Source organism: Bradyrhizobium sp. B097 (assembly GCF_038957035.1).
GTDB lineage: Bacteria > Pseudomonadota > Alphaproteobacteria > Rhizobiales > Xanthobacteraceae > Bradyrhizobium.
The window spans coordinates 8841221-8866894 of record NZ_CP152412.1; the positions used below are offsets into that span (position 1 = coordinate 8841221).

At 65.2% G+C, this 25674-nt stretch carries 22 protein-coding genes and 1 pseudogene; 10 read left to right on the top strand and 13 right to left on the bottom strand.

From position 1 onward, the window contains the following. Nucleotides 1-447 precede the first annotated feature (447 nt). The 3 genes and pseudogenes from AAFG07_RS40695 to AAFG07_RS40705 all read right to left on the bottom strand — a co-directional run bounded on the left by AAFG07_RS40695 (nucleotide 448) and on the right by AAFG07_RS40705 (nucleotide 2290). Nucleotides 448-730: pseudogene (locus AAFG07_RS40695) on the bottom strand (GIY-YIG nuclease family protein). A gap of 325 nt (nucleotides 731-1055) precedes the next feature. Continuing rightward, on the bottom strand, nucleotides 1056-1808 hold the full coding sequence (ubiG, locus tag AAFG07_RS40700) for a bifunctional 2-polyprenyl-6-hydroxyphenol methylase/3-demethylubiquinol 3-O-methyltransferase UbiG (protein ID WP_342725168.1): 753 nt from the start codon (nucleotides 1806-1808) through the stop codon (nucleotides 1056-1058). A gap of 14 nt (nucleotides 1809-1822) precedes the next feature. Beyond that, entirely contained in the window at nucleotides 1823-2290 is a 468-nt protein-coding gene (locus AAFG07_RS40705) for a PH domain-containing protein (protein WP_342725169.1), read from the bottom strand. A gap of 210 nt (nucleotides 2291-2500) precedes the next feature. Between AAFG07_RS40705 and AAFG07_RS40710 the strand changes: the two genes are divergently transcribed. The 5 genes from AAFG07_RS40710 to AAFG07_RS40730 all read left to right on the top strand — a co-directional run bounded on the left by AAFG07_RS40710 (nucleotide 2501) and on the right by AAFG07_RS40730 (nucleotide 9892). After that, on the top strand, nucleotides 2501-3757 hold the full coding sequence (locus AAFG07_RS40710; RefSeq protein WP_342725170.1) for an aspartate kinase: 1257 nt from the start codon (nucleotides 2501-2503) through the stop codon (nucleotides 3755-3757). A gap of 359 nt (nucleotides 3758-4116) precedes the next feature. Beyond that, nucleotides 4117-6384 (top strand): phosphoenolpyruvate--protein phosphotransferase, encoded by a 2268-nt coding sequence (gene ptsP, locus AAFG07_RS40715; protein WP_342725171.1) that lies wholly within the window; start codon nucleotides 4117-4119, stop codon nucleotides 6382-6384. 57 nt (nucleotides 6385-6441) lie between these two features. Then, nucleotides 6442-7521, top strand: a complete 1080-nt coding sequence (gene prfA / locus AAFG07_RS40720) for a peptide chain release factor 1 (protein ID WP_342725172.1) — start codon at nucleotides 6442-6444, stop codon at nucleotides 7519-7521. A gap of 202 nt (nucleotides 7522-7723) precedes the next feature. Beyond that, nucleotides 7724-8605: a peptide chain release factor N(5)-glutamine methyltransferase gene (prmC, locus tag AAFG07_RS40725; protein WP_342725173.1), complete on the top strand. Its 882-nt coding sequence runs from the start codon at nucleotides 7724-7726 to the stop codon at nucleotides 8603-8605. A 513-nt stretch (nucleotides 8606-9118) separates the two neighbouring features. Next, the gene (locus AAFG07_RS40730) at nucleotides 9119-9892 is read left to right on the top strand and encodes a DUF4167 domain-containing protein (protein WP_342725174.1); all 774 of its coding nucleotides are present in this window, start codon (nucleotides 9119-9121) and stop codon (nucleotides 9890-9892) included. A gap of 47 nt (nucleotides 9893-9939) precedes the next feature. Here the strand turns inward: AAFG07_RS40730 and AAFG07_RS40735 are convergent, their stop codons facing one another. Next, nucleotides 9940-10689, bottom strand: coding sequence for a class I SAM-dependent methyltransferase (locus AAFG07_RS40735; protein WP_342725175.1), 750 nt, complete (start codon nucleotides 10687-10689; stop codon nucleotides 9940-9942). A gap of 183 nt (nucleotides 10690-10872) precedes the next feature. Here AAFG07_RS40735 and gloB point away from each other — a divergent pair, with 183 nt between their 5' ends. Continuing rightward, nucleotides 10873-11640 carry a hydroxyacylglutathione hydrolase gene (gene gloB, locus AAFG07_RS40740; protein WP_342725176.1) on the top strand — a complete coding sequence of 256 codons (768 nt, stop codon included), beginning with the start codon at nucleotides 10873-10875 and terminating at the stop codon, nucleotides 11638-11640. Next, the gene (locus tag AAFG07_RS40745; RefSeq protein WP_342725177.1) at nucleotides 11640-12089 is read left to right on the top strand and encodes a cupin domain-containing protein; all 450 of its coding nucleotides are present in this window, start codon (nucleotides 11640-11642) and stop codon (nucleotides 12087-12089) included. The genes gloB and AAFG07_RS40745 overlap by 1 nt, the downstream gene beginning before the upstream one ends. Nucleotides 12090-12288: 199 nt before the next feature. Here AAFG07_RS40745 and AAFG07_RS40750 read toward each other — a convergent pair whose 3' ends face one another. From AAFG07_RS40750 to AAFG07_RS40760, 3 genes are all read right to left on the bottom strand, one after another. Next, a complete protein-coding gene (locus tag AAFG07_RS40750) occupies nucleotides 12289-13161 on the bottom strand; it encodes an EamA family transporter (protein ID WP_342725178.1) in 873 nt (290 codons plus the stop codon). A gap of 143 nt (nucleotides 13162-13304) precedes the next feature. Then, nucleotides 13305-14030, bottom strand: a complete 726-nt coding sequence (gene phbB, locus AAFG07_RS40755; RefSeq protein WP_342725179.1) for an acetoacetyl-CoA reductase — start codon at nucleotides 14028-14030, stop codon at nucleotides 13305-13307. 268 nt (nucleotides 14031-14298) lie between these two features. Continuing rightward, on the bottom strand, nucleotides 14299-15477 hold the full coding sequence (locus AAFG07_RS40760; protein ID WP_342725180.1) for an acetyl-CoA C-acetyltransferase: 1179 nt from the start codon (nucleotides 15475-15477) through the stop codon (nucleotides 14299-14301). A 313-nt stretch (nucleotides 15478-15790) separates the two neighbouring features. On the opposite strand from AAFG07_RS40760, the gene phaR reads away from it, so the two are divergent. After that, entirely contained in the window at nucleotides 15791-16381 is a 591-nt protein-coding gene (phaR, locus tag AAFG07_RS40765; protein WP_097671126.1) for a polyhydroxyalkanoate synthesis repressor PhaR, read from the top strand. 195 nt (nucleotides 16382-16576) lie between these two features. Here the strand turns inward: phaR and AAFG07_RS40770 are convergent, their stop codons facing one another. Beyond that, nucleotides 16577-18934: an acetamidase/formamidase family protein gene (locus AAFG07_RS40770; protein WP_342725181.1), complete on the bottom strand. Its 2358-nt coding sequence runs from the start codon at nucleotides 18932-18934 to the stop codon at nucleotides 16577-16579. A gap of 383 nt (nucleotides 18935-19317) precedes the next feature. On the opposite strand from AAFG07_RS40770, the gene AAFG07_RS40775 reads away from it, so the two are divergent. Next, nucleotides 19318-20772 carry an acetamidase/formamidase family protein gene (locus tag AAFG07_RS40775; protein ID WP_342725183.1) on the top strand — a complete coding sequence of 485 codons (1455 nt, stop codon included), beginning with the start codon at nucleotides 19318-19320 and terminating at the stop codon, nucleotides 20770-20772. Nucleotides 20773-20961: 189 nt separating this feature from the next. Here the strand turns inward: AAFG07_RS40775 and AAFG07_RS40780 are convergent, their stop codons facing one another. Further along, entirely contained in the window at nucleotides 20962-22653 is a 1692-nt protein-coding gene (locus AAFG07_RS40780; RefSeq protein ID WP_342725184.1) for a bifunctional diguanylate cyclase/phosphodiesterase, read from the bottom strand. A gap of 220 nt (nucleotides 22654-22873) precedes the next feature. On the opposite strand from AAFG07_RS40780, the gene AAFG07_RS40785 reads away from it, so the two are divergent. After that, entirely contained in the window at nucleotides 22874-23170 is a 297-nt protein-coding gene (locus tag AAFG07_RS40785; RefSeq protein WP_342725185.1) for a hypothetical protein, read from the top strand. Nucleotides 23171-23250: 80 nt separating this feature from the next. On the opposite strand, the gene AAFG07_RS40790 is transcribed toward AAFG07_RS40785, so the two are convergent. The 4 genes from AAFG07_RS40790 to mtgA all read right to left on the bottom strand — a co-directional run bounded on the left by AAFG07_RS40790 (nucleotide 23251) and on the right by mtgA (nucleotide 25610). After that, the gene (locus tag AAFG07_RS40790; protein ID WP_342725186.1) at nucleotides 23251-23721 is read right to left on the bottom strand and encodes a nuclear transport factor 2 family protein; all 471 of its coding nucleotides are present in this window, start codon (nucleotides 23719-23721) and stop codon (nucleotides 23251-23253) included. Between the two features lie 19 nt (nucleotides 23722-23740). Then, nucleotides 23741-24373 (bottom strand): hypothetical protein, encoded by a 633-nt coding sequence (locus AAFG07_RS40795; protein ID WP_342725187.1) that lies wholly within the window; start codon nucleotides 24371-24373, stop codon nucleotides 23741-23743. A gap of 222 nt (nucleotides 24374-24595) precedes the next feature. Next, nucleotides 24596-24781: a 50S ribosomal protein L32 gene (gene rpmF / locus AAFG07_RS40800; protein ID WP_021077536.1), complete on the bottom strand. Its 186-nt coding sequence runs from the start codon at nucleotides 24779-24781 to the stop codon at nucleotides 24596-24598. 157 nt (nucleotides 24782-24938) lie between these two features. After that, nucleotides 24939-25610 (bottom strand): monofunctional biosynthetic peptidoglycan transglycosylase, encoded by a 672-nt coding sequence (gene mtgA / locus AAFG07_RS40805; protein ID WP_342725188.1) that lies wholly within the window; start codon nucleotides 25608-25610, stop codon nucleotides 24939-24941. Between the last annotated feature and the right edge of the window lie 64 nt (nucleotides 25611-25674).

Sequence of the window (25674 nt, forward strand, 5' to 3'; positions counted from 1 at the left end):
CTGAACCCAGATCGCGCTCAACAACATCGGCCGGTGGTTATGGGTCCCTGCTTTCGCAGGGACGACACCGGTGTGTCGGCGAAGGCCGGGCTAACTTCACTGACCTTAAGCCGCCAGCAAAGGGCACGCCGACACCCAAACTCCCCGTCGTCCCTGCGAAAGCAGGGACCCATAACCACAGGAAGCGGTTCGTGGCGCCATGGTTGAACGGGCCATAACACCGGTCAAGTTTGGCAGAACACGTCCTGAACTCAGATCGCGCTCAACAATATCGGCCGGTGGTTATGGGTCCCTGCTTTCGCAGGGACGACACCGGTGTATCGGCGAAAGCTGGGCTAATTTCGCTGACCTTAAGCCGTTAGCAAGGGGCACGCCGACACCCAAACTCCCCGTCGTCCCTGCGAAAGCAGGGACCCATAACCACAGGAAGCGGTTCGTGGCACGGCATCAGACAAGCAGGTCGCTGAGGTCCCGCCACTCGGGGTTTTCGCGCTCGATCAGCTCGATCTTCCAGTCGCGCTTCCATTTTTTGAGCTGCTTTTCGCGCGTGATGGCTTCCTCCGCGCGGTGATATGATTCGACATGGACCAAGCGATAAACGCCGTAGGTTTTGACGAAAGACGAGCCCTCGCTCGTTGCGATGCTGCTCGAGCCTTGTCTGCACGGAATTCGTCACGCCGATATACAGCGTGCCATGGCGCCGGCTGGCGAGGATGTAGACGTAGTACATGCTCGGAACGCGGACCTCGCCCAATTATTTGGGCCGGTGGTTATGGGTCCCTGCTTTCGCAGGGACGACATCTGCCTGATGGCAACAGCGTCTCACATTTCCGCCGATTGCACCACAATCTCGCTGTCGTCCCTGCGGAAGCAGGGACCCATGACCACAGGGAGCGGTTTGGGGCACGATGGTTGAACCGGCGATGAGACGGATGGTGTCGATCGGATTCCGAAGCAGGTCCTGAACTGAGATCGCGCTCAACAACCGGGGCCGGTGGTTATGGGTCCCTGCTTTCGCAGGGACGACACCGATTATGTGGACGCTGCAGCGCCGCTCACACCTCCTCCGCCACCACCATGTAGTTCACGTCCATGTCGGACGAGACGCTCCATTTGTCGGCGAGCGGGTTGTAGACCACGCCGGCCTGTTCGGTGACGGCGAGGTTGACGTCGCCGAGATAGCGCTCGAGCTCGGCGGGGGTGACGAACTTGCTCCAGTCATGGGTGCCGCGCGGCAGCCAGCGCAGCACGTATTCGGCGCCGACGATCGCCAGCGCAAAGCTCTTCCAGTTGCGGTTCAAGGTCGAGACCACCATCAGCCCGCCGGGCTTGAGCATCGTAGCGCAGCGCTTGATGAAGGCGCCGACGTCGACGACGTGCTCGACCACCTCCATCGCCAGCACGATGTCGAAGCGCTCGCGTGCGTCCATCTCCTCCACCGTGGTGCAGCGGTAGTCGATCGACAGATGCCCCTTGTCGGCGTGCAGCTTCGCCGCCGCGATGTTGGTGGCGGAGGGATCGATCCCGATCACCTGGGCGCCGAGCCGGGTGAACGGCTCGCACAACAGGCCAGCGCCGCAGCCGATGTCGAGCAGGCGCAGGCCGGACAGGCAGCTCAGGCTCTTGGCGTTGCGCTCGAACTTGCGGCAGGCGGCGTCGCGGATATAGGTCAGGCGCAGCGGATTGATCTTGTGCAGCGGCGCCATCTTGCCGCGCGGATCCCACCATTCATCCGAGAGCTTTGAAAACTTCGCGACCTCGGCCGGATCGACCGAGGCGGCGGTGGAATTGGAAAGCGTTGTGGCCATGATTGCGCGCGCCCCTATCGCGCGGTGATCGAATTGCGAAACGACAGCGGCGAGGCGATGGTCTTAATGGTCTCGATGCCCTCGCCGACGCCGCGGATGGTGACGTCGCCATAATTGAGCAGGCGCCCCATGATGCTCTGGTTGACGTCGACGCTCTCGACCTTGTCGAGGCTCATCTCGAAGGTGCGCCGCTTGATGAAGCCGCTCTTGTGCACCACGCGGAAATTGGTGACGTCGGTTTCCGTGGTCCAGCGATGGAACCAGGCCGCGCCGGTCCAGTACAGCGCCGCGACCGCGACCACGGCGGCGGCCGCCAGGCAAGCCAGCACCAGGGCGTCGACCGCCGTCATCCGGGACAGGATCAGCAGCGCCAGCACCACGATCCAGGCCGCGATCGCCGGCAGATAGAACATCCAGTGCGCATTGGTGGAATACAGCACCTTCTCGCCGGGCTGCAGGATTTCGTCGATATAGCGTCCCATCCAATCCCGCCTTCGAGTTACCCGTGAGTCACCGTTGCGCCACAGCCCGCCCGCAACCGGCAAAACACCCCCAAAAGACCCTCCGGAGACCCCTACCAACCGGCTTGCCCCCGGGCGCGGCGCTATGTATACGCGCCTTTCGGTGCCCGCGCTTGCGGTTTTCGGCGTGGGTTAACCTACTTATCCTCTTAAAGGAATAGACGCGTCGTCATGGGCCGCCTCGTGATGAAATTCGGCGGTACGTCCGTCGCCAATATCGATCGTATCCGCAACGTCGCCCAGCACGTGAAGCGCGAGGTCGACGCCGGCCACGAGGTCGCCGTCGTCGTCTCCGCGATGTCCGGCAAGACCAACGAACTGGTGGCCTGGTGTACCGAGGCCTCGCCGATGCACGACGCGCGCGAATATGACGCGGTGGTCGCCTCCGGCGAACAGGTCACCTCGGGCCTGCTCGCGATCGTGCTGCAGGGCATCGGCATCCAGGCGCGCTCCTGGCAGGGCTGGCAGATCCCGATCAAGACCTCGGAGGCGCATGCCTCGGCGCGCATCCTCGATATCGACGGCAGCGAGATCATCGACCGTTTCAAGGAGCGCAAGGAAGTCGCCGTGATCGCCGGCTTCCAGGGCATCAACCCGCAAACCGGCCGCATCACCACGCTCGGCCGCGGCGGTTCGGATACTTCGGCGGTGGCGATCGCGGCTGCGCTGCGCGCCGACCGCTGCGACATCTACACCGACGTCGACGGCGTCTACACCACCGATCCGCGCGTGGTGCCGAAGGCGCGCCGGCTCGACAAGATCGCGTTCGAGGACATGCTGGAGCTGGCCTCGCAAGGCGCCAAGGTGCTGCAGGTCCGCTCGGTGGAACTCGGCATGGTGCACAACATGCCGATCTTCGTGCGCTCCAGCTTCGACAAGCCAGAGGATATCGACCCGCACGCCAACCAGCCGCCGGGCACGCTGATCTGCAGCGAGGAGGAAATCATGGAAATGCACGTCGTCACCGGCATCGCCTTCTCCAAGGACGAAGCCCAGATTTCCGTGCGCCAGATCGAGGACAAGCCCGGCGTCGCCGCGGCGATCTTCGGGCCGCTCGCGGATGCCAACATCAACGTCGACATGATCGTGCAAAACGTGTCGGAGGACGGCAAGACCACCGACCTCACCTTCACCGTGCCGGCCACCGACTACAACCGCGCCAAGGACACCATTACCTCGGCCAAGGCCAAGATCGGCTATGCCAGGCTCGACACCGCGACCGATGTCGCCAAGGTCTCGGTGATCGGCAGCGGCATGCGCAGCCATGCCGGTGTCGCGGCGAAGGCGTTCAAGGCGCTGGCCGATCGCAACATCAACATCCGCGCCATCACCACCTCCGAGATCAAGTTCTCGGTGCTGATCGACGCCGCCTACACCGAACTCGCGGTCCGCACGCTGCACACGCTGTACGGGCTGGACCAGGCGTAGGCCTTTCCCGTCATTCCGGGGCCCGCGAAGTGAGAGCCCCGGAATGACGATGCGGAGTATGGGCCTTCCTCCGGTACCCACACCCCGGAGTTAGAATTTCTCTTAGCGGGCGCAGCATAGGGCTGACGCAGACGTTATTTGCTACTGGCAGGCGTTTTGCTTGGCAAAGCGAGCCTCGATTGGCTATACGGCCAGTCAGGTGGGCTGTCGCAAACTGTGGCACAGTTTGTGCGATCCCGAATCGGCGGGAACTGGCGCGAGCGGCGACGCCGAATGACTAAAATTGTTGTTTTTGACGAGTTTTGCGCCAACGGCCGGCCGGCCCCGTGCGCCGGCCTGGTGGGGAGGGACTGAAGCACATGCGGAGCGCGTCGGGAGGCCCCCGCGTCCTGTTGAGACGGCTCCGCGAAACCATGGCGGAGCAAGTCTCCGCCCAGGAACGCCTCGACAAGATCGTGGTGCTGATCGCGGCCAACATGGTGGCCGAGGTCTGCTCCTGCTACGTGCTGCGCATCGACAACACACTCGAGCTCTACGCCACCGAGGGTCTGAACCGCGACGCCGTGCACCGCACCGTGCTGAGCGCGCATGAGGGCCTGGTCGGCCTCGTCGCCAGCGAGGCAACGCCGCTCAATCTCTCCGACGCGCAAAGCCACCCCGCCTTCGCCTACCGCCCGGAGACCGGCGAAGAGATCTACCACTCGTTCCTCGGCGTGCCGATCCTGCGCGCGGGCAATACGCTCGGCGTGCTCGTGGTGCAGAACCGCGCCAAGCGCACCTATGTCGAGGAAGAGGTCGAGGCGCTGCAGACCACCGCCATGGTGCTGGCGGAGATGATCGCCTCGGGCGAGCTTGCCGCGCTGGCCCAGCCCGGCGCCGAGCCCGCCGCGCGGCACTCGCTGCACAAGACCGGCGCGGTGCTCTCCGACGGCATCGCGCTCGGCCACGTCGTGCTGCACGAGCCGCGCGTCGTCATCACCAACTATATCGCTGAGGACCTGCCGAAGGAGATCAAGCGGCTCGACACCGCGCTCGCCAATCTGCGCGCCGATCTCGACCGCATGCTGGAGCGCGGCGACGTCGCCGAAGGCGGCGAGCATCGCGAGGTGCTGGAAGCCTACCGCATGTTCGCCAACGACCAGGGCTGGTCGCACAAGCTGCATGAGGCGGTCGCCACCGGCCTCACCGCGGAAGCCGCCGTCGAGCGCGTGCAGTCCGACACCCGCGCGCGCATGCTGCGCTCGACCGATCCCTATCTGCGCGACCGGCTGCACGATCTCGAGGATCTCGGCCATCGCCTGATGCGGCAACTGGTCGGCCAGGACCATGCGCCGACGCGCGAGCAGCTGCCCGACAACGCCATCCTGATCGCGCGCGCGATGGGCCCCGCGGCGCTGCTCGACTATGACCGCAAGCGGCTGCGCGGCCTGGTGCTGGAGGAAGGCACCGCGAATTCCCACGTCTCGATCGTGGCGCGCGCGCTCGGCATTCCCGCGGTCGGCGAGGTGCCGAACGCGCCCGGCATTGCCGATCCGGGCGATGCCATCATCGTCGACGGCATTTCCGGCGAGATCTATGTCCGCCCCTCCGCCGAGATCGAGTCCGCCTACGCCGAGCGCGTCCGGTTCCGGGCGCGGCGGCAGGCACAATATTCGGCGCTGCGCGACAAGCCTTGCGTGACCAAGGACGGCCAGCCGATCGAGCTCCTGATCAATGCCGGCCTGACCATCGACCTGCCGCACATCGAGGACACCGGCAGCGCCGGCATCGGCCTGTTCCGCACCGAATTGCAGTTCATGGTGAGCCCGAGCCTGCCGCGTTCGAGCGACCAGCTCGCGCTGTACCGCACCGTGCTCGATGCCGCGGGCACCAAGCCCGTCACGTTCCGCACGCTCGACATCGGCGGCGACAAGGCGCTGCCCTACATGGAGACCGTGGTCGAGGAAAATCCCGCGCTCGGCTGGCGCGCGATCCGGCTCGGCCTCGACCGCCCCGGCCTGCTGCGCGGCCAGATCCGCGCGCTGCTGCGCGCCGGCGGCGGCCGTGCGCTCAAGATCATGTTCCCGATGATCTCAGAGATCGCCGAGTTCGACCAAGCCAAGGCGATCGTCGAGCGTGAGCTGACCTATCTGCGCCAGCACGGCCATTCGCTGCCCGAACGCATCGATATCGGCACCATGGTCGAGGTGCCGGCCCTGCTCTACCAGCTCGACGAGCTCCTGAAGAAGGTCGACTTCGTCTCGGTCGGCTCCAACGACCTGTTCCAGTTTCTGTTCGCGGTCGACCGCGGCAATGCCAAGGTCTCGGAACGCTTCGACATCCTGTCGGCGCCGATCCTGCGCGCGCTGCGCGACATCGTGCGCAAGGCCAAGATCGCGAAGAAAGCCGCCTCGCTGTGCGGCGAGATGGCGTCGAAGCCGATCGGCGCGCTGGCGCTGATTGCGCTCGGCTATCGCTCGCTGTCGCTGTCGGCGACCGCGCACGGCCCGGTCAAGGCCTTGATCCTCGACCTCGACGCCAAGAAGGCCGAGGCGATGATCAATCCGCTGATCGACGCACCGGTCGGCAGCGTCTCGATCCGCGGGGCGCTGACGAAGTTTGCGGAAACCGAGGGGCTGGCCTTGTAGCGACGCTGCCGTCGCCTCCGCCACCCCTACGCGCTTTCAGCAATTCGAGACTCCGCCATGCTACCCGAAGCCAAACTCGACGTCCTGCTCGCCCATCACGCCTCGCTCGAGGCCGAGCTGCTCGGCCAGGTCAACTCCGAGCGCTATGTTGCGATCACGCGCGAGCTCGCCGAGCTCAATCCGCTGATCGACGCGGTGAAGACCTATCGCGCTGCCCGATCGGAACTCGCCGACACAGAGGCGTTGCTGGCGGATGCGGGGACCGACGCCGAGATGCGCAGCATGGCGGAAGCCGAGCTGGAGACGTTGCAGGCGCGCATCGGCGATCTCGAACAGGAGATCCGGATCGCGCTGCTGCCGAAGGACGCGATGGACGACCGCAATGTGGTGCTGGAAATCCGTGCCGGCACCGGTGGCGACGAGGCCTCGCTGTTCGCCGGCGACCTGTTCCGGATGTATGAGCGCTTCGCGGCCTTGCAGGGCTGGAAGGTCGAGGTGATCTCGGCGAGCGAAGGCACCGTCGGCGGCTACAAGGAAATCATCGCCGAGGTGCAGGGCCGCGGCGCCTTCGCCAAGTTGAAATTCGAGTCCGGCGTGCACCGCGTGCAGCGCGTGCCCGACACCGAGACGCAGGGCCGCATCCACACCTCGGCCGCCACGGTCGCCGTGCTGCCCGAAGTCGAGGACGTCGACGTCGACATCAAGGACACGGATTTGCGGATCGAGACCATGCGCGCCGGCGGCGCCGGCGGCCAGCACGTCAACAAGACCGAATCCGCGATCCGCATCACCCATCTGCCGACCGGCATCGTGGTGATGATGCAGGACAGCCGCTCGCAGCACAAAAACCGGGCGTCGGCGATGAACATCCTGCGCTCGCGCATCTATGACGCCGAGCGCCAGCGTGTCGACGCCGCGCGCTCCGCCGACCGCAAGGAGAAGGTCGGCTCCGGCGACCGCTCGGAGCGGATCCGCACCTACAATTTTCCGCAAGGGAGGGTCACCGACCACCGCATCAACCTGACGCTCTACAAGCTGCCGCAGGTGATCGCGGGCGAGGCGCTCGGCGAATTGATCGATGCGCTGACCACCGAGCACCAGGCCGCGCAGCTCGCGGCACAGGGCGCGGCGGCGTGAACCGATCCGGCTGCTGGCTCCATTGATCGTCGTCGTCCCTGCCTAGTGCGCAATTGCGCACGGGAGCAGGGACCCATAACCACAGGGCGTGATTGTTGATCCCGATATCGACCCCGACCGCCCAGATCGAAGGGCCGCGGCGTATGGGTCCCCGCTTTCGCGGGGACGACGGGCGGTTGGTGTTGCACGAGGACACCACGTGATGGCGCCCGTGGTCAACGCAACAATCGAGACGGCCCGCCGCGCACTGGCCGCGCGGCTGCAATCGGCCGGCAACGATTCCGCCGAACTCGATGCACGGCTGCTGGTCGGCGCCGCGCTTGGCCTCGATCTGACCGGCATGGTGACCGGCGCCAGACGCATTCTGACGAAGGACGAAGCGGATCGCCTCGAGGGCCTCGCGCGGCGCCGCCTCGCCGGCGAACCGGTCGCGCGCATTCTCGGCATCAAGGAGTTTTGGGGACTGTCGCTGCATCTGACCGCCGCGACGCTGGTGCCGCGCCCCGACACCGAGACCGTGGTCGAGTGCGCGCTCGAGCTGCTGCGGGCCGACGGCGCGGCGGATCGCGCGTTGCGGATCGCCGATCTCGGCACCGGTTCGGGCGCCATCCTGCTGGCGCTGCTCTCGGAACTGCCGAACGCACATGGCTTCGCCACCGACATCTCAGCGGAGGCGCTGCAGACGGCGAGCCGGAACGCGGCCGAGCTCGGACTTGGCCAGCGCGCGACATGGATCGCGTGCGACTATGGCAGCGCCCTGACTGGCGCGTTCGACCTGATCGTGTCCAATCCGCCCTACATCCCCTCGGCCGACATCGCCGGTCTCGACATCGAGGTCCGCGCGCACGACCCCCGCGCGGCGCTCGACGGCGGAGCCGACGGGCTCGACGCCTACCGCGCGCTGATTTCGCAATCTGCGGGTCTTTTGGCCTCTGGTGGATTTCTGGTTGTGGAAGTCGGGCAGGGCCAGAGCGGCGACGTTGAAGCGCTGATGACGGCTTCCGGGTTATCCCCAACGGGGCCGCCCAAGGCCGATCTCGGGGGCGTTCCGAGGGCCGTTTCAGCCCGCCGGCTGCCCCGATAAAGTCCTATTGGAACGCAAAAAAACCTCTTGGAATATCCCCCGGGAACGACTACGTTCCGGCCACAACATCGGTGCTGGCCCCGTAACCGTTACGGGTGATGACCAGGGTTCAGCAGAGCCCGCCGATCGAAAGGTTCCAGGAACGCAGGTCTCATTGAGCGCAATAGCCGAAGCTGTGCTGCTCTCGACCGCCAAGCGAACGAAAGCCTGTTATTGCGCTTGAACACTTACGCACGAGAACTGGGCCTGTCTCAACGGGCGGAATGATTTTGTCGCTGGCGTGTTTGGCCGGCGGCGGTTGGGGAACGCGTCTTTGCTGAACGCGACTTTGCTGAACGAGATGGTCGGCGACATCGATGCCTCTTCGAACGGTATTGCGATTCCGTGCGCCTAGACGCGCGCCGAATCGGACTCTGGAATTGGAATCTGGGAATCGGACTTCTGAGAATTCGGACTTCTGAGAAATCAGACTGTGGACTGCAATAACTTCAGGGCTGGAATAAAAGGCGACAGATGAGAAACGGTCAGAACAACAAGCGGATGCGCAACCGGAATAACAACAACAATAACAACAACAATAATAACCGGCGCGGCCAGAATCCCCTGACACGGGTGTACGAATCGAACGGACCCGACATCAAGATCCGCGGCACGGCCTCCCACGTGGCCGAGAAATACGTCCAGCTTGCGCGCGATGCACGCTCCTCCGGCGATCCGGTGGCAGCTGAGAACTACTACCAGCACGCCGAGCACTACTACCGGATCATCGCGACCGCGCAGGAGCAATTCCGGCAGAATCAGCAACAGCCGCGCCCCGACGCCGAGGTGACGCAGACCGAAGACGACGACAGCGACGGCTATTCGAGCTTCGGCCAGGAGCCGGGCTTCGTGCCGCAGCAGCAACAGCCGTTCATGCGCGACAACGGCCAGCAGCCCTACCAGCAGCCGCGGGAGCATCGCGAGCGTGACCAGCAGCCGCGTGAGCAGCCGCCGCGTGAGCACCGCGAGCGCGAGCATCGTCCGCAGCCGCAGTATCAACCGCTACCGCAGAACCAGCCGCAGCCGGTGCTGGCCGATGCCGGCGGCGTCGATCGCCTGCCCTCGTTCATCACCGGCGGCGCGCAGCCGCAGGTCAACGGTGGCCCCTACGAAGCTAACAATGGCGGCGCAGAACGTGGCGAACGCAGCGAGCGCTTTCCGCGCCGTCGCCGCCGTCCGCACGGCCCGCGCCCCGACATGGCGGCGCAGCCGGCGCCGAGCGACGACTTCAATCCGGGCAACGAGTAACGCCACTGTGCGGCAACCCTCCCCCTTCAGGGGAGGGTGAGTTTTCATCACTCCGCGTGACTGGATTTGCGCGTCGCCGTCGAGGATGGCACCAGCACCGGACGCAACGACGGGATCAGCTGCGTGCGTTCGCGGCGCGCCGGGATCGCGCGATAGACCTGCTTGCTCGCTTCCACGATATGCACGCCTGCGAACGGCATCGACAGCGCCGCGCCGACCCGCTCCCACGCCATCGCCGAGCGCAAGAACCAGCTGCCCTGCACCGGCGGCATGAACAGCGCCTCGCCCCATGACGCCGGCGTGAACCAGGTCTGCCGCAACAGCTGGGTAATCTGCGCCCGCGAATAGGGCCGGCCATGGCCGAACGGCGTGGCATCGGTGCGCGTCCAGACGCCGCGCCTGTTCGGGATGATCGCGATCAGCCGCCCCGACGGCGACAGCACCCGCCACACCTCGCGCAGCAGCCGCTCCGGATCGTCGGACATCTCCAGTGCATGCACCAGCAGCACGCGGTCGACCGCGGCATCCGGCAACGGCATCGAGAATTCGTCGATCAGGGTCGCCAGCGCAGGCCGGCCGGTCGGCCATTTCAGCACGCCCTGGGCCGCCGGCATGAAGGCGATGCAGCGCTCGCAGGTATCACGGAACAGGCCGAGATAGGGTGTCGGATAGCCGAGGCCGAGCACGCGCTGGCCTTCCGCGTTCGGCCATCGCGCACGGATGCCGCGGTTGATCAGCTGCCGCGCCACGGTGCCGAGGCGCTGCGAATAGAAGTCGCGGAGGTCGATGACGTCCATGATCCTAGCCTAACATGCCCCCTGCAGCCGGGGAGCGCCGAAATTTGCGTTGCCGCCGGAGCGTTAACGCCATATTTCACCCCCATATTGGGCGCGGTAAGAGCATGATCCGGAAACGGCGACGCCGGCTTTTCGAAAAGATCATGCGCTGAAATGCCCGTCCCGTTTGTTCGTGGAGATATCATGACCGCCGAAATTCGCACCTTCAGCTGCCTCACCGACAATTTCGGGTACCTGATCCACGATCCCGCCACCAAGGCGACGGCATCGATCGACGCGCCGGAGGCCGGCCCGATCATCAAGGCGCTGGAGCGCGAAGGCTGGACGCTGACCGACATCCTGATCACCCATCACCATGGCGACCATGTCGGCGGCGTCGCCGAGCTGAAGCAGAAATACGGCTGCCGCGTCGTTGCGCCGCACGACAAGTCGGCCAAGATCGCCAATGTCGATCTGCGCGCCGCCAATGCCGACGTCATCAAGGTCGGCAGCCTCTTGGCCCGTGTGGTTGAAACTCCCGGCCATACGCTCGACCATATCTCCTATGTGTTCGACGGCGAGAAGGCGGTGTTCGCCGCCGACACGTTGTTCTCGATCGGATGCGGCCGGGTGTTCGAGGGCACCTATCCCATGATGTGGGATTCGCTTCTGAAGCTGCGTTCGCTGCCGGACGATTTTCGTCTGTATTGTGGCCATGAATACACCGCCTCCAACGTGAAGTTCGCGCTCACCATCGAGGGCGACAATCCGCATTTGCAGGCCCGCGCCGAGGAAGTGACGAAGCTGCGTGCCGAGAACAAGCCGACGATTCCCGTACTGCTGGGCGACGAGAAGAAGGCCAACGTGTTCCTGCGCGCCGACGAGCCTTCGGTCGCCGCCAAGCTGCACATGAAGGGCGCCGACCCGGCGCTGGTGTTCGGCGAGCTCCGCGAGCGCAAGAACAAGTCCTGATGTCACAGCTCTCGGCTGCCGACATCATCGCGCGGCTCGCGCTGCAGCCGCACCCCGAAGGCGGGCATTATCGCGAGACGTTTCGCGACGAGCGCTGTGATGCCGACGGACGCGCGCATTCGACCGCGATCTACTTCCTGCTCGCGCGCGGCGAACGCTCGCACTGGCACCGCATCGACGCTGTCGAGATGTGGCACCACTACGCCGGCGCGCCGCTGACGCTAGAGATCGCACAAGACGGCGGCCTGCCGCATGCGATCACGCTCGGGCCTGATGTCGCGCACGGCGAGCAGCCCCAGGCGATCGTGCCGGCGGGCGCCTGGCAGGCCGCGGAAAGCCGCGGCGACTGGACGCTGGTCGGCTGCACCGTGGCGCCGGGTTTCGAGTTCGCGAAGTTTGAGCTGGCACCGAAGGGCTGGGAGCCGCAGGGTCTTTCCCCGTCATCCTGAGGTGCGAGCGGAGCGAGCCTCGAAGGATGCACGGCCACAGTCGGGCCGTCGACCCTTCGAGACGGCCGCGTTGCGGCCTCCTCAGGGTGACGGTGAAACAGTAGCAACCACGTTCTTCGTAGGATGGGTAGAGCGCAGCGAAACCCATCAACTTCTCTCCACGCCGCGAGATGATGGGTTTCGCTTCGCTCTACCCATCCTACGCTTTCCTCCTCAGCACCATATCTTTCGCTGCGATGAGCCCGCCGCCGGCGATCAGGATCGCGGCGATGGCGATGTTGGCGCTCGGCTTGGCAAAGCCCGCGAGGATCAAAAACGCGGTCGAGAGCAGCGGCGTGGCGTAGGACGCCGCGCCGAGTACGCGGATGTCGCCGCGCTTCATGCCGATGTCCCAGGCGAAGAACGCGGCGCCCACCGGACCGATGCCGAGTGCGGCAACCGCGAGCCATTGCAGCGGCGTCGCCGGCCACACCGTGGTTTCCACCATCATGTGCACGGCTGCTGCGAGCACCGCGGTCGCGAGGCAGAAGCCTGCCACCGCATCCGTCGGCACCGCCTTGAGCCGGCGCGACATCACCGAATAGGCGGCCCAGACGAACGCCGCGACGAAGGCCGCCGCGAAACCTGGAATCTGCGCGCGTGTGAAGGCGCCGGTGTTACCGGCGAACAGCAGCACGGTGCCGGCAAGGCCAAGCAGCGCACCGACGATGTGATGGATCGCAAGCCGCTCGCCCGGCAAGAACGACGAGAACAGCACGATCAAGAGCGGCCAGAGATAGTTGAGCAGGCCGGCCTCGGCCGGCGGCGCGAAACGCAGCGCCAGGAAATACAGCGCGTGATAGCCGAACAGGCCGCCAACGCCGACGAGCCAGGCAATCGGCGACTGCTTCAGTGCGCCGAACGCTGCGGGACGGAACAGGAAGCTTGCGAACGCGACCGCGGCGCCGATCGCAAACGTCATGGCGGCGAGCTGGAACGCCGGGATCGCCCCGGTCGCGACCGTCATGACCGACAGCAGCGACCACATCAGGATGGCGGTCAGTCCGACAAGGGTGGCAGTTCGGGTCGTCATCTGAATTCAATCCGTCGTGGCCGGCCCGGCCACGTCTCTGTCTCTGCTTCGCGCCTCGCGGTTGTAACGACGAAAATGCCCGGCACAAGGCCGGGCATCACGACTTGATTGGGAACGTCCGCGACGCGACGACGCTTCTCGCGTCAGGCGTGATACTGGCCGCCGTTGATGGTCAGCGTCGAGCCGGTAATGAAGCCCGCCTCGTCAGCCGCGAGGAAGACCACGGCGCGCGCGATCTCCTCGGGTTCGCCCAGCCGGTTGACCGGAATCTGCGGGATCACGTTCTTCTCGAGCACGTCCTTCGGCACCGCCTGCACCATCTCGGTGTTGATGTAGCCCGGGCAGATCACGTTGACGGTGATGCCGCCCTTGGCGTTCTCCAGCGCGAGTGCCTTGGTGAAGCCGATGTCGCCGGCCTTCGCCGCGGAGTAGTTGACCTGGCCGAACTGGCCCTTCTGGCCGTTGATCGAGGAGATCGAGATGACGCGGCCGAACTTGCGGGCGCGCATGCCCTCGATCACCGGGCGCGTCATGTTGAACAGCGAGCCGAGGTTGGTGTTGATCACGGCAGTCCACTGCTCCAGCGTCATCTTGTGGAATGCGGTATCCTTGGTGATACCGGCATTGTTGACGAGCACGTCGACCGGGCCGAGATCAGCCTCGACCTGCTTCACGCCGGCCGCGCAGGCGTCGAACGATGCAACGTCCCACTTGTAGACCGGGATGCCGCTCTCCGCCTTGAACTTCTCCGCCGCGGCGTCGTTGCCGGCGTAGCTCGCCGCCACCCTGTAGCCCGCCGCTTTCAGCGCCTTGCTGATTGCAGCTCCAATGCCCCGCGTTCCGCCCGTCACCAATGCAACACGTGCCATGTCCGTCTCCTCCTTGGCCGTCTTTTATAACCGGATCACTCCAGTCTTCGCACTCACTCAACAAAGCGCGATGAGATTGGGCTCAATCGTCATCGCGCTTTAGCTCCCCTTTTTGAGCATGATCCTTTCGGAAAACCGCTTCACACTTTTCCGGACCATGCTCTCGAAACAAAAATGCCCGGCACAAAGCCGGGCATCTTTTCTATCAGCTCGCGCCGTGGTTGACAGATGATCTTTTCATCACCTAACCGACCTCGCTGCCTTTTGTTCAGTCGCGTGCAACGCACATAGCGATGCCCATGCCGCCGCCGATGCAGAGCGTCGCGAGGCCCTTCTTGGCATCGCGCTTCTGCATCTCGTGCAGCAGCGTCACCAGCACGCGGGCGCCCGACGCGCCGACCGGATGGCCGATCGCGATCGCGCCGCCATTGACGTTGACCTTGGCCGGATCCCAGCCGAGGTCCTTGTTGACGGCGCAGGCCTGCGCGGCGAACGCCTCGTTGGCCTCGATCAGATCGAGGTCGGCGATGTTCCAGCCGGCCTTCTTCAGCGCGGTGCGCGAGGCCGGGATCGGCCCGGTGCCCATGATCTTGGGGTCGACGCCGGCCTGGCCCCACGAGACGATGCGGGCGAGCACCTTCTTGCCCTGCTTGGCGGCTTCCTTGGCGGTCATCAGCACGACGGCGGCGGCGCCGTCATTGATGCCCGAGGCGTTGCCGGCGGTCACGGTGCCGTCCTTTTCGAAGGCGGCGCGGAGCTTGGCCATCGCATCGATCGTGGCGCCATGGCGCGGATACTCGTCGGCGTCGACCACGATATCGCCCTTGCGGGATTTGATGGTGACCGGGACGATCTCGTCCTTGAACCTGCCGGCCTTCTGCGCCGCCTCGGCCTTGTTCTGCGACCCGACCGCGAATTCGTCCTGCTGGGAGCGGGTGATCTGGTACTGCTTGGCGACGTTCTCGGCGGTGTTGCCCATGTGGTAGCCGTTGAAGGCATCCCACAGGCCGTCCTTGATCATGGTGTCGATCAGCTGAAGGTCACCCATCTTGACGCCGCCGCGCAGATATTGCGCATGCGGGGCCATGCTCATGGATTCCTGGCCGCCCGCGACCACAATCGAGGAATCGCCGTTGAGCAGCGCCTGGTAGCCGAGCGCCACGGTGCGCAGGCCCGAGCCGCAGAGCTGGTTGACGCCCCAGGCCGGGCTTTCCACCGGAATGCCGGCCGCAATCGAGGCCTGGCGGGCCGGATTCTGGCCCTGCGCCGCCGTGAGGATCTGGCCCATGATGACTTCGGAGACCTGACCACCCTCGACGCCGGCACGCTCCAGCGCCGCCTTGATGGCGATCGCGCCGAGGTCGTGGGCCGGCGTGGTGGCGAACGCGCCGTTGAAGCTACCGACGGGGGTGCGGGCGGCGCTGACGATGACGACATCGTCTGACATGGACATCTCCTATGGGTTGTCGCTGGGTTTCTCGACGGCGGGCGGCCGGTTTGGCGGGCCTGTCTCTTGGCGACTATCCTGTAAACCTCGTCGAGACATGTCAATCGAACTGTCACGCAAAACGCGCCGCGACGCACTCAAAATGACGCTCTTGGCACTTTCCTGAGCAAATCCTATGCTTTGGAATTAACCGCACAGCACAAAACGGTAGCCGAACGGCTTTGAAAATGCTTACCTTTGCTGCGATGCGTTGCATTTAGCCCAGCGGCGATGCTGCCGGGTTCCAGGTCCTTCGGTGTTGAAGTGTGAGCCCATGGCAAAATCTGAACAACCGACCACGATCAAGAAATACGCGAACCGGCGGCTCTATAATACCGGTACGAGCACCTATGTGACGCTCGAGGATCTCGCGGCGATGGTGAAGGAAGGCGAGGACTTCCTCGTTTATGACGCCAAGACCGGCGACGACATCACCCGCTCCGTGCTTGCGCAGATCATCTTCGAGCAGGAGAACAAGGCCGGGCAGAACCTGCTGCCGACCACCTTCCTGCGCCAGCTGATCCGGTTCTACGGCGACAGCATGCAGATGGTGGTGCCGAAATATCTCGAGCAGTCGATCGATACGCTGACCCGGGAACAGGAGAGATTCCGCAAGCAGATCGCGGGCGCCCTGAGCGGGACGCCGTTTGCGCCCCTGGAAGAACAGGTCCGCCGCAACATGGAGCTGTTCCAGCAGACCTTCTCGATGTTCAAGCCGTTCGTGCCGCAGCGCGGCGGCACTGAAGCCGAGAAGGCGCCGGAGCCCGCGGCCGACGACGGCAACATCGACGACCTTCGCCGCCAGATGAAGGACATGCAGGAACGCCTCGAGCGCATGTCGCAGCCGGCGAAGAAGGACGAGTAGGCGTAGCGTCGCGCGGCGCGTTCAGCTTTGTGATCCGTCACCCCCGCGCAAAGGCGAAGCCTTTGCGCGGGGGTGACGGATCTATAGTGGCGCGTCGTCCTAGCCGGCGGCTGACACGGCCTTCTCTGCCGGCGCGTTCCACGGCCGGACCGACATCACTTCGCGAATTGCTGACGGCGGCACCTTTGGCCGGCGTCAGGCGCCGCCAAACATGCTCTTGCGCACGATCGCGTGCACGCCCCAATTGCCGTCGGCAACCTGCGTGACGCCGAAATCGACGCCGAGCGAGATCAGCGCCAATGCCTCGTCCTCGCTCAGGCGATAACATTCCATCAGGAATTTGCGCGTCGCCCGAAACGCATTGCGCAGCGCGAGATCGACCGACGAACGCTGGTAGATTTCCGACTGCGCGTTGCGCCCGAGCTCGCGCAGATAATTGCCGTAGCTGAAGCCGTGCAGGATCCACTCGTCCGGTGTTTCCAAGAGCGGGTGCGCCAGTCCCTCGACATGCGGCTTGGTTTCCTTGCCGCTCTTGTGCACGACGAAGCGAAACTGGCCGGTGAGCGATAGCTCGAGCGCGGTGCCGTTGACCTCGCCGTCGCCTTGCGCGAAATGCGGATCGCCGATCGAGAACAATGCCCCCGGCACGGCGACCGGCAGATAGAGCGTGGTGCCCTTGGTAGCGCGCCAATTGTCGACATTGCCGCCGAAATAGCCGGGCGGAATCGAATCGATGATGTCGGATTCGCGCGGCGCCACCGCCATGAAGCCGAAATGCAATCGCGCCGGAATCCGCACGCCGGCGAGCACGCCGGGCTGCTTCTCGATGGTGGCGTGATCCACCGGCACGCCCGGATAATCCATCGTCTCGTGGCGCACGCCGAACGGATCGGTCTGCGGCGTCCAGCGATAGGAATAGACAGCCTGCGCCCATTCCGCGCGCGCATCCGTCTCGAAGATCGTGATGGTCTCGCGCTTGGCCGGCGGCTCGATCAGATCGTTGTACTGAAAGCCCCACCAGGCCGCGGCATTGCTGCCGAACGACTTGCCGGCGAACGCCGGATTGGCCGAGGGCCGCGGCCAGATGTCGAGGATCTGCACCTCGAGCACGTCGCCCGGCTCCGCGCCGCAAACATGGATCGGGCCGGTGCAGATGTGCACGCCGAACCCTTCGCCGGCGCCACGGCCGAAGATCGAACCGTCCATCGGGCCCGCGCCACGCCGTTCGACCGACTTGCCGTCGGCAGTCCAGTGAAACACGCTCTCGGCGCCGGGATCGCCCTTGATCATGCGCTCGTAGTCATCGAAGGCGTGCTGGGTCAGCGTCTCGATCGTCACCAGCGCGCCCGACTGCACGCTCATGACAGGTGGAATGGCGCGGCTGAGATAGCCCCAATGGGCGGTCTCGCGGGATACCTTGAGATGGTGATGTGACGCGCCCCACCCTTCCGGCGTCGTCGTGGGCGAGTCAACCGGAAGAGCCGGCTCTAGCTGCGCAACGGTTTCGCGCGCCGCTGGACTCGGTGCGAGCCGCAACACCGTTGCGGTGCCGCGCGCCAGTCGCGGCCGGCCGCGCGTCCGCTCGGCCTCGGCATCGCGCGGCACAGCCTTGCGGAAGTCGCGCGGCGAGGTGCCGTAGGTCGCGCTGAACATGCGGCTGAAATGCGCCTGATCGGTGAAGCCCCAGCGGTAGCTGATTTCGGCGATGCGCTGGTCGGCATAGTTCGGATCGATCAGATCGTTGCAGCAGCGCTCCAGCCGCCGCTCGCGCACATAGGCCGAGAAGGTCGTGCTCTGCCGCTCGAACAGCCGTTGCAGATAGCGCTGCGACAGCCCCTCCTGGCGCGCGATGTCGGCGATGGTGAGACTTGCATTGCCGAGCTGGGCCTCGATCGCGGCATCGACACGCCTTAAGTGGCCGGCCTGGACCTGTGTCATCGTCTCGGCGTCGAGCCGGGTCTCGCCGAGCAGCGCGCCGGCGACGAGCTCGGTGATCGCGACCTCAGCGGTGGCGAGATCGGCCTTGTCCAGGATCGCGAAATTGCCGCCCAATGTCCGCATCACCGGACGGACGGAAGCGGCGGCGATCGTCGCGCCGAGCACGGCCGGCAAGCGCAGGCGATTGTGGCCGAGCCGGCCAAGCAGACGCTCGCGCGGCAGTTCGAGCAGCAGGATCTCGAAATCCTCGCGCAACGTCATGCGCCAGGGCGGTTGCAGGTCGCACACCGAAATGTCGTTGTCGGCGAACTCGCAACTGCGTTGGCCCGACGTGATGCTGCCGCGGCCGTAAGCATGGAAGATGATGGCGACCCGCGCCGGGGCCGCCGGTGATGCCGCATGACCGTTGCAGATGATCTGCTGCTCGGTGGAACGCAGCAGCACAAGCTGCCCGCCGCTCGTCGAGCGCTTCGCGGTCAATTCACCGAACTGGAATTGGCCCGTCTCCGGCAATTCGCAATCGAGCTGCAATCCGGCCAGCGCCTCGCGCCAGACCTCCCGCCGGTTTTGCCGCGGGATCGCATCGACCGAAACCCGATAGGTCGTCGCGACCATCACCCCTCCAGGCCAAGCTCCGCAGCCTTCAAGTCACGGAGCCGTGAAGGCAGCGTGCACCGATTGCAGGAAGGCGGCAAGCGTGTTGCGGCGGCACGGATTGCCCAGCCTTCGTGCAATGAATGGTCGCGGCCGCTCTCTCGCGGCAGAGCAATCCCCCGCGAACGCAGTGCAACTTGATCGAATGCGTCCAAATTCTTGACCGTGCCGGCCATGCCGCGATGCGAAGGCGGCCGCCGCAGATGCTCTGCACGCCTGTGCGCATGCTTTCGCGCTGCGAGGAGCACAAGCGCGCCTACAAATTATTGGGCGCGCCCGGTCATGTCGGAGTGGCGCGGCGCCATGCACTCTCACCCGCACTTCGATCCAAGGGAGAATTTAGGATGTGCGCAGGTGACGACAAGAACTGCCCGGACTTCGAATTGCATCATCGCCAGTTCAAGGAGACGCTCGACCGGGAACGCCGCTCGTTCCTGCGCTCGAGCTTCGCGGCGGCGGGCGGTGCGGCGGCGATGACCGCCGGCGGCATCTCGCTGGTGACGCCGAAGATGGCGGCTGCCGCCGAGAAGCATCAGCCGGCGCAGCGCGCCTATCACCATTTGCCGGCCAACGCCGACACCGTGCATTGGGGCTATTTCAGCAAGACGCTGAAGCCGCGCGTCGAGATCAATTCCGGCGACTTCATCACGATCGAGGCGCTGACGCACCACGCCAATGACGATGCCGAGCGCATGGTGAAGGGCGATCCCGGCGTCGAGAGCGTGTATCTCTGGACCAAGGAGAAGAAGGGCGTGAACCGGCGCGGCGCCGGCCCGATGGATGCTTCGCTGTTCGGACGCGGTGCGGGCGAAGGCCTCGGCGTGCATATCTGTACCGGGCCGGTGTTCGTGCGCGGCGCCGAGGAAGGCGACGTACTCGAGCTGCGCATCATCGACGTGGCGCCGCGGCCCTGCGCCAATCCGAAATATTCCGGCAAGGCGTTCGGCAGCAACGCTGCGGCATCCTGGGGCTTCCACTACAAGGATCTGCTCACCGAGCCCAAGCCGCGCGAGGTCGTTACCATCTACGAGGTCGACGCCACAGGCGAACGCAACTGGGCGCGCGCCGTCTACAATTTCACCTGGACGCCGCAGACCGATCCGTCCGGCGTGGTGCACAAGACCATCGATTATCCCGGCGTGCCGGTCGATCATTCGACGGTCAAGGAGAACCACGGCATCCTGAAGAACGTGCGCATCCCGGTGCGTCCGCATTTCGGCGTGATCGGGCTCGCACCCAAGGAGGCCGAGTTCGTCGATTCGATCCCGCCGAGCTACACCGGCGGCAACATCGACAATTGGCGGATCGGCAAGGGCGCCACGATGTATTATCCGGTCGCGGTCGAGGGCGGGCTGCTCTCGGTCGGCGATTCCCACGCCTCGCAGGGCGATTCCGAACTGTGCGGCACGGCGATCGAATGCTCGCTCAACGGCACCTTCCAGATCATCCTGCACAAGAAGGCGGACCTCGCCGGCACGGCGCTGGAAGCGCTCGACTATCCGATGCTGGAGACCCAGGACGAATGGCTGGTGCACGGCTTCAGCTTCGCCAATTATCTCAGCGAGCTCGGCTCCGGCGCGCAGACCGATATCTACAAGAAGTCGTCGGTCGACCTCGCTTTGCGCGATGCCTTCCGCAAGATGCGCAAATTCCTGATGACGACGAAGAAGCTGACCGAGGACGAGGCGATCTCGCTGATCTCGCTCGGCGTCGATTTCGGCGTCACCCAGGTGGTCGACGGCAATTGGGGCGTCCATGCGGTGATCCGCAAGGACATCTTCGCCGGCGGCGACAGCTGACGAAGTACGAGTAGGCGTTCTAATTCGCCCTACTCACCCCATCGTCGCCCCGGCGAAAGCCGGGGCCCATAACCACAAATGTCGGTTGTCTGACGCAAGCGTCTGCCAGATCGCCTCATCGAGAAGCCGCGGCGTATGGGTCCCGGCTTTCGCCGGGACGACACCGTTAGCTTGGCCAGCGTCAGTGAATCACCCCGCAGCCGGCACAACCTTCTCCGCCGGCGCGTTCCACGGCCGGTCCGGCGAGGCGAGGCCGATCAGGCGGCCCTGGATGAAGTCGCAGCCCCATTCGCGCAGCATCACGGCGGCTTCTTCGTCCTGCACCCATTCGGCGACGGTCTTGATTTCAAGGCGGCGCGCGAGATCGATCAGCGTCTGCACGAAGGCGCGGTCGTCGGCCGAACGCACGATGTTCTGCACGAAGGCGCCGTCGATTTTGACAATGTCGACGCCAAGCTTGCGCAAATTGCGGAACGAGGTGTAGCCGGCGCCGAAATCGTCGATCGCGATCCGGCTGCCGAAATTCTTCAGTCGCGTGACGAAGCCGCGGACGTCGTCGATATCCTGGATCGCGACCGTCTCGGTGATCTCGACGATCAGCCGCTCGCCGACGCCGGGATGCGCGTGCATCAGCGATTCGATGGTGGCCCACCAGTCCGGATCCATCGTGGTGTCTGGCGAGATGTTGAGGCTGAGCTGCACGCCAGGGGCTGAGGCGAGCTCGGCGATCGCAAGCTCCAGTACGCGATGATCGACCATCCGGATCAGGCCGAGCCGCTCGGCGACCGGCACGATGTCAGGCGCGAGCAGCGCCCTGCCGTCCTCCTGCTCCATGCGGACCAGGCACTCGTAGAACGAAGGCTGCCGCGAGCGCGCATCGACCACCGGCTCGAAGCCGATCACGATGCGGCGCTCGTTCAGCGCGGTGACGATCTCGTCGGTGACGCGGATGTTGACGCGGCGCTGGGCGTCGCGCTCGACATTCGGCTTCCACAGCGCGAACGATCCGGCGCGGCGGCTCTTGGCGGCGTCCAGCGTCTCCTGGGCGCGATTGACCGCCTCCTCGGCCGACTTCGCATGGCGCGGGATGGTGACGGCGCCGATCGAGACCGTTACCGACACCGGGCCGGACCTGGTCGGCACCACCTCGTCGCGCACCGCGGCGAGGAAGCGTTCGGCGGCGACGTTGGTGTCGTCGACGGTGCAGTTGCGCAGGATCAGCCCGAACTTGTTGCCGGAGAAGCGGCCGAGCATGTCGCCGCTGCGCAGCCGCGCACGAATCCGTTTCGCCACCTCGGCGATGACGGCGTCCGCGACATCGAAGCCGAAGGCATCGTTGACCCGCGCCAGATGATCGATGCCGATCAGCATGAAGGCACAGGAGGTGCGGAAGCGTGCGCACTCCTCGATGGTCTCGGCGAGCGAGGCGATTAGATGGGTGCGGTTGAGCTCGTTGGTCAGCGGATCGTGCCGCGACAGCTTCACGAGTTGCTCGTCGCGGGCGTGCCGCTCATTGTTGATGCGGACGACGCCCTGCACGCGCGCCGGCCTGCCGTCGGCGCCGGCAAACCAGCAGCCGGTCTCCTCGATCCAGATCAACGGCGCTGAGGTGACGGCCCGCACGCCGTATTCGATCCGGTAGGGAACGCCCTCCCCGCTCCGCGCCGTTCCAGTCTGGCCGAGCGCATCTGATCGAACCGAGCGCATTGGCTCGATCAGCTTTGCAAGCTCGGTGCCGCTCGCAAGCGCAGCGACCGGAATGTCCGGGAAGACCGTCGCCACATTGTCGCTCCAGGCAATCGCATCCGTCGCCAAGTCCCAGGCGAATGTCGCTTGGCCGAGCGAGGCGAGGATGCTGGCAGCTGGCGGGACAGGGAGCATCGAACATGTCTCGATTTGGGACGGCACCCGGTGATTCTATTACACTCTCAAGATAGTGGTTCCGGTGAATCCAACGCTAGGAGAACTTGATAAATAATCTGGAAACCACGTTTTCGACTGCCGCGGAACGAACTGGGGATGGCGGGCATGACCCTTGCCATGAGGGTGTTGCAGAGGGACGCAACGTCCCAAATGATGACGCTCCAACGGGTCGCAGGCGATGCGCGATATCGATCAATCAGAAGTCCAATCAGGGATCTTGGACGGCGAGTTCACCGAGACGGCCGGGGCGACCGGCACGGCTCTGGTGCCGCTGGCCGCGACCACGCATTGGGCGCCCAAGATCCCGCTGGCGCATGCCGATCCTTCGTTTGTGGCCCATCTGATCGCCACCGCCGCCCACGAGCCGCAGACCTGCGGGCAGCGGCGTGGGTCAATGGCCGACGCGCAGAGCGCCTACGGCCCGCATCTCGACGAACGCCGCAGCGTCGCGCGGCGGACCAGGCAAATCATCTAAGCGGGATCAGTTTTGGTGGAATCTATCCGGCGCGTTTCGGTTCAACCTGATCTCATCAGCTTTAGCTCATCATCTCGCGATCAATGGGCCTTGACGGGCCGGTTGCCGTGGCTGTCCTGCGGCACGCCGCGGCGCAGCGACATGTGGGAATGGATGCCGAGCCAGCGCCCGTCGGCCTGACGCGCGAGAATGATCGTCGCCCGTCCCGGCCGATCGAAGCGGCTGCCGTCCGCATGGAAGCCGGTGCTGGTCCAGGGCGTGATCACCGTCGCCATGCCGCCGTCGGCGCTGATCAGCACCTGCGTATGCGCGAGATCGAAGGCGAAATCCGCGGTGCGGGGCCAGACATTGTCCCATTGCATCTCGGTCCAGCGCGCACGGCCCTGGATCAGTTCCTGATAGGTGCCGAACGAGATGATGTCTGAATGCCAGAACGGACGAGCGGCCGCATAGTCGACCGCCCTGACGCAGGCGGCGAACCGTTCCAGCCAGTCGAAGATCGATCGAGTGGTCGTCGAATCGGCGATCGGAAGGGCCGTTTCTCCGCTCATGATCGTCCTCGAAAGGGGTCTAGCGCTGCGGCGTGTCCGACGGCGGCTGGCCGCCCGGCTGCAAATCCGGCGAATTGACCGTGGGCTTGGGCGTGGACTGATCGAGCAGCACGGATTCCGCAACTGATGTCGCTGGCGGGACCGGCGCGGCGGGCGCCGGTGTGACGACAGTTGCCGGCTCGGGCCGTGGCGGGGCAGGCTCCACCGCAGGCACGGGCCGTGGCGTCTCGACCGCGGCGGGCTGCGGCTTGCTGACCGGCGCCGGTGCCACGGTCGCGACCACCGCACGGCGGCGGGTGCGCAGCGCAATTCCGGAAATGAAATCGACCAGCGCCAGCAGCGTGAGCAGGCAATAGGTCGAGTTGCCGAATTTCGGCCAGAGCACGAATTCGGCGGCCGCCGCGCCGAACACGATCAGCGACAGCAGATGATCGGTGAGATACTTCGCGCCGGGGCGCGCGCCCTTGATGACCTCGAGCAGCAACAGCAGCACGCCGGCGGCGAGCAGCATGTCGCTGAGCGTGATCTGCCACTGTTCGCCCGACAGCAATGTCAGCCTGATCAGCGGGTCCGTGAAGGACACGCCGGGCATCAGGAAGGCGATGATGTTGTAGACCGCGAGCGGAACGAGCAGCAGCGGAAAACCGACCATCGGGGCTTGCGCCTTATTCAGGGAGAACCAGCAATGCGGCGATGCTCATTGGCCTCGCCGCCGACGCGCCCGTCTTGGCCGCACTCGTTGGCCGAATTCAGGCGCAGCGCCGTCTTGATTGGAGGACGATCTCCGCGCAAACGCCTCTGGCGTTTGTCGCGAGGGAAAACCGCTACGCGCCTTTCCGGATCATGCCCTGCGGCGCGAAACCCGAAGGTCCGATCAGGACTCTTTCTTGGCCTTCAGGACCTGGCGGCCCTTGTACATGCCGGTCTTCAGGTCGAGGTGGTGCGGACGGCGCAGTTCGCCGGAGTCCTTGTCCTCGACATAGGTCGGGGTCTTGATCGCATCGGCCGAACGGCGCATGCCACGGCGCGACGGCGAGGTTTTTCTTCTGGGAACGGCCATGACGGTGTCCTCTAGGGTGTTGCGGAGGCATCGTCCGAAATGCGGACGGGCTCAGCGCTTCGAAGCGCAAGCTGCGATGCCGGTAAGGCCGCGCTTATAGAGGAAGGGCCCGCGTAAATCTAGGCCCGGAGACAGCAAAATCCGCCCGAAATCGCGCTCAAGAGCCGCGATTTTCGCGCCAGCAGCGGGTCACGGAGTTGGCCCGGGCCATGTAGGTGCCGGACAGCCTGCGGACCCCCGGACCCGGGTTCCGGGCGCTCCTTTTGACCGGATTCGGCAGGATCGCCGCCAAAAGCGCCGCCTCCCGGGATGACAGCTCTGCCGCCGACCGGCCGAAGGCATATTGGGCACCGGCCTCGGCGCCAAACTGCCCGGACGGCCCCATTTCCGCGATGTTGAGGTAGATTTCGAGGATCCGCTGCTTGGGCAGCACGAAATCGATCCAGAGCGCCAGCGGCAGCTCCAATCCTTTACGGATCATGCTGCGGCTGGGCCACAGGAACAGGTTCTTGGCCACCTGCTGGGTGATGGTCGAGCCGCCGCGGGCCGCCTCGCCATCCCCGGCGTCGTCGATCACCTCGCGCAGCGCCCCCCAATCGATGCCCCGGTGCTTGCAGAAATGGGCATCCTCCGAGCCGACCACGGACCGCGGCAGTGAGGGCGACATCGCGCCGAAATCGACCCAGTGCCGCGTCACCGGGGCCCCTCGCAGGGTCCGCCACGCCATCAGGGCCGAAACTGGCTGACCGGTGCGGTAGAACGGCGTCACCAGATAGGGCAGCAACAGCAGGGCGAGCAAAAGCAGCAATAAAATCCGGACAATGCGCAAGGCTGGGGTTTCCGGGGAGGACCTTTCCAGGGAGGATTATAGGACCCGCCCGCCAGAACACGGC

Bases quoted from the DNA above. Each gene is read 5' to 3' on its own strand.
- ubiG (WP_342725168.1), bottom strand. From the start codon at position 1,808: ATGGCCACAACGCTTTCCAATTCCACCGCCGCCTCGGTCGATCCGGCC.
- AAFG07_RS40705 (WP_342725169.1), bottom strand. From the start codon at position 2,290: ATGGGACGCTATATCGACGAAATCCTGCAGCCCGGCGAGAAGGTGCTG.
- AAFG07_RS40710 (WP_342725170.1), top strand. From the start codon at position 2,501: ATGGGCCGCCTCGTGATGAAATTCGGCGGTACGTCCGTCGCCAATATC.
- ptsP (WP_342725171.1), top strand. From the start codon at position 4,117: ATGCGGAGCGCGTCGGGAGGCCCCCGCGTCCTGTTGAGACGGCTCCGC.
- prfA (WP_342725172.1), top strand. From the start codon at position 6,442: ATGCTACCCGAAGCCAAACTCGACGTCCTGCTCGCCCATCACGCCTCG.
- prmC (WP_342725173.1), top strand. From the start codon at position 7,724: ATGGCGCCCGTGGTCAACGCAACAATCGAGACGGCCCGCCGCGCACTG.
- AAFG07_RS40730 (WP_342725174.1), top strand. From the start codon at position 9,119: ATGAGAAACGGTCAGAACAACAAGCGGATGCGCAACCGGAATAACAAC.
- AAFG07_RS40735 (WP_342725175.1), bottom strand. From the start codon at position 10,689: ATGGACGTCATCGACCTCCGCGACTTCTATTCGCAGCGCCTCGGCACC.
- gloB (WP_342725176.1), top strand. From the start codon at position 10,873: ATGACCGCCGAAATTCGCACCTTCAGCTGCCTCACCGACAATTTCGGG.
- AAFG07_RS40745 (WP_342725177.1), top strand. From the start codon at position 11,640: ATGTCACAGCTCTCGGCTGCCGACATCATCGCGCGGCTCGCGCTGCAG.
- AAFG07_RS40750 (WP_342725178.1), bottom strand. From the start codon at position 13,161: ATGACGACCCGAACTGCCACCCTTGTCGGACTGACCGCCATCCTGATG.
- phbB (WP_342725179.1), bottom strand. From the start codon at position 14,030: ATGGCACGTGTTGCATTGGTGACGGGCGGAACGCGGGGCATTGGAGCT.
- AAFG07_RS40760 (WP_342725180.1), bottom strand. From the start codon at position 15,477: ATGTCAGACGATGTCGTCATCGTCAGCGCCGCCCGCACCCCCGTCGGT.
- phaR (WP_097671126.1), top strand. From the start codon at position 15,791: ATGGCAAAATCTGAACAACCGACCACGATCAAGAAATACGCGAACCGG.
- AAFG07_RS40770 (WP_342725181.1), bottom strand. From the start codon at position 18,934: ATGGTCGCGACGACCTATCGGGTTTCGGTCGATGCGATCCCGCGGCAA.
- AAFG07_RS40775 (WP_342725183.1), top strand. From the start codon at position 19,318: ATGTGCGCAGGTGACGACAAGAACTGCCCGGACTTCGAATTGCATCAT.
- AAFG07_RS40780 (WP_342725184.1), bottom strand. From the start codon at position 22,653: ATGCTCCCTGTCCCGCCAGCTGCCAGCATCCTCGCCTCGCTCGGCCAA.
- AAFG07_RS40785 (WP_342725185.1), top strand. From the start codon at position 22,874: ATGCGCGATATCGATCAATCAGAAGTCCAATCAGGGATCTTGGACGGC.
- AAFG07_RS40790 (WP_342725186.1), bottom strand. From the start codon at position 23,721: ATGAGCGGAGAAACGGCCCTTCCGATCGCCGATTCGACGACCACTCGA.
- AAFG07_RS40795 (WP_342725187.1), bottom strand. From the start codon at position 24,373: ATGGTCGGTTTTCCGCTGCTGCTCGTTCCGCTCGCGGTCTACAACATC.
- rpmF (WP_021077536.1), bottom strand. From the start codon at position 24,781: ATGGCCGTTCCCAGAAGAAAAACCTCGCCGTCGCGCCGTGGCATGCGC.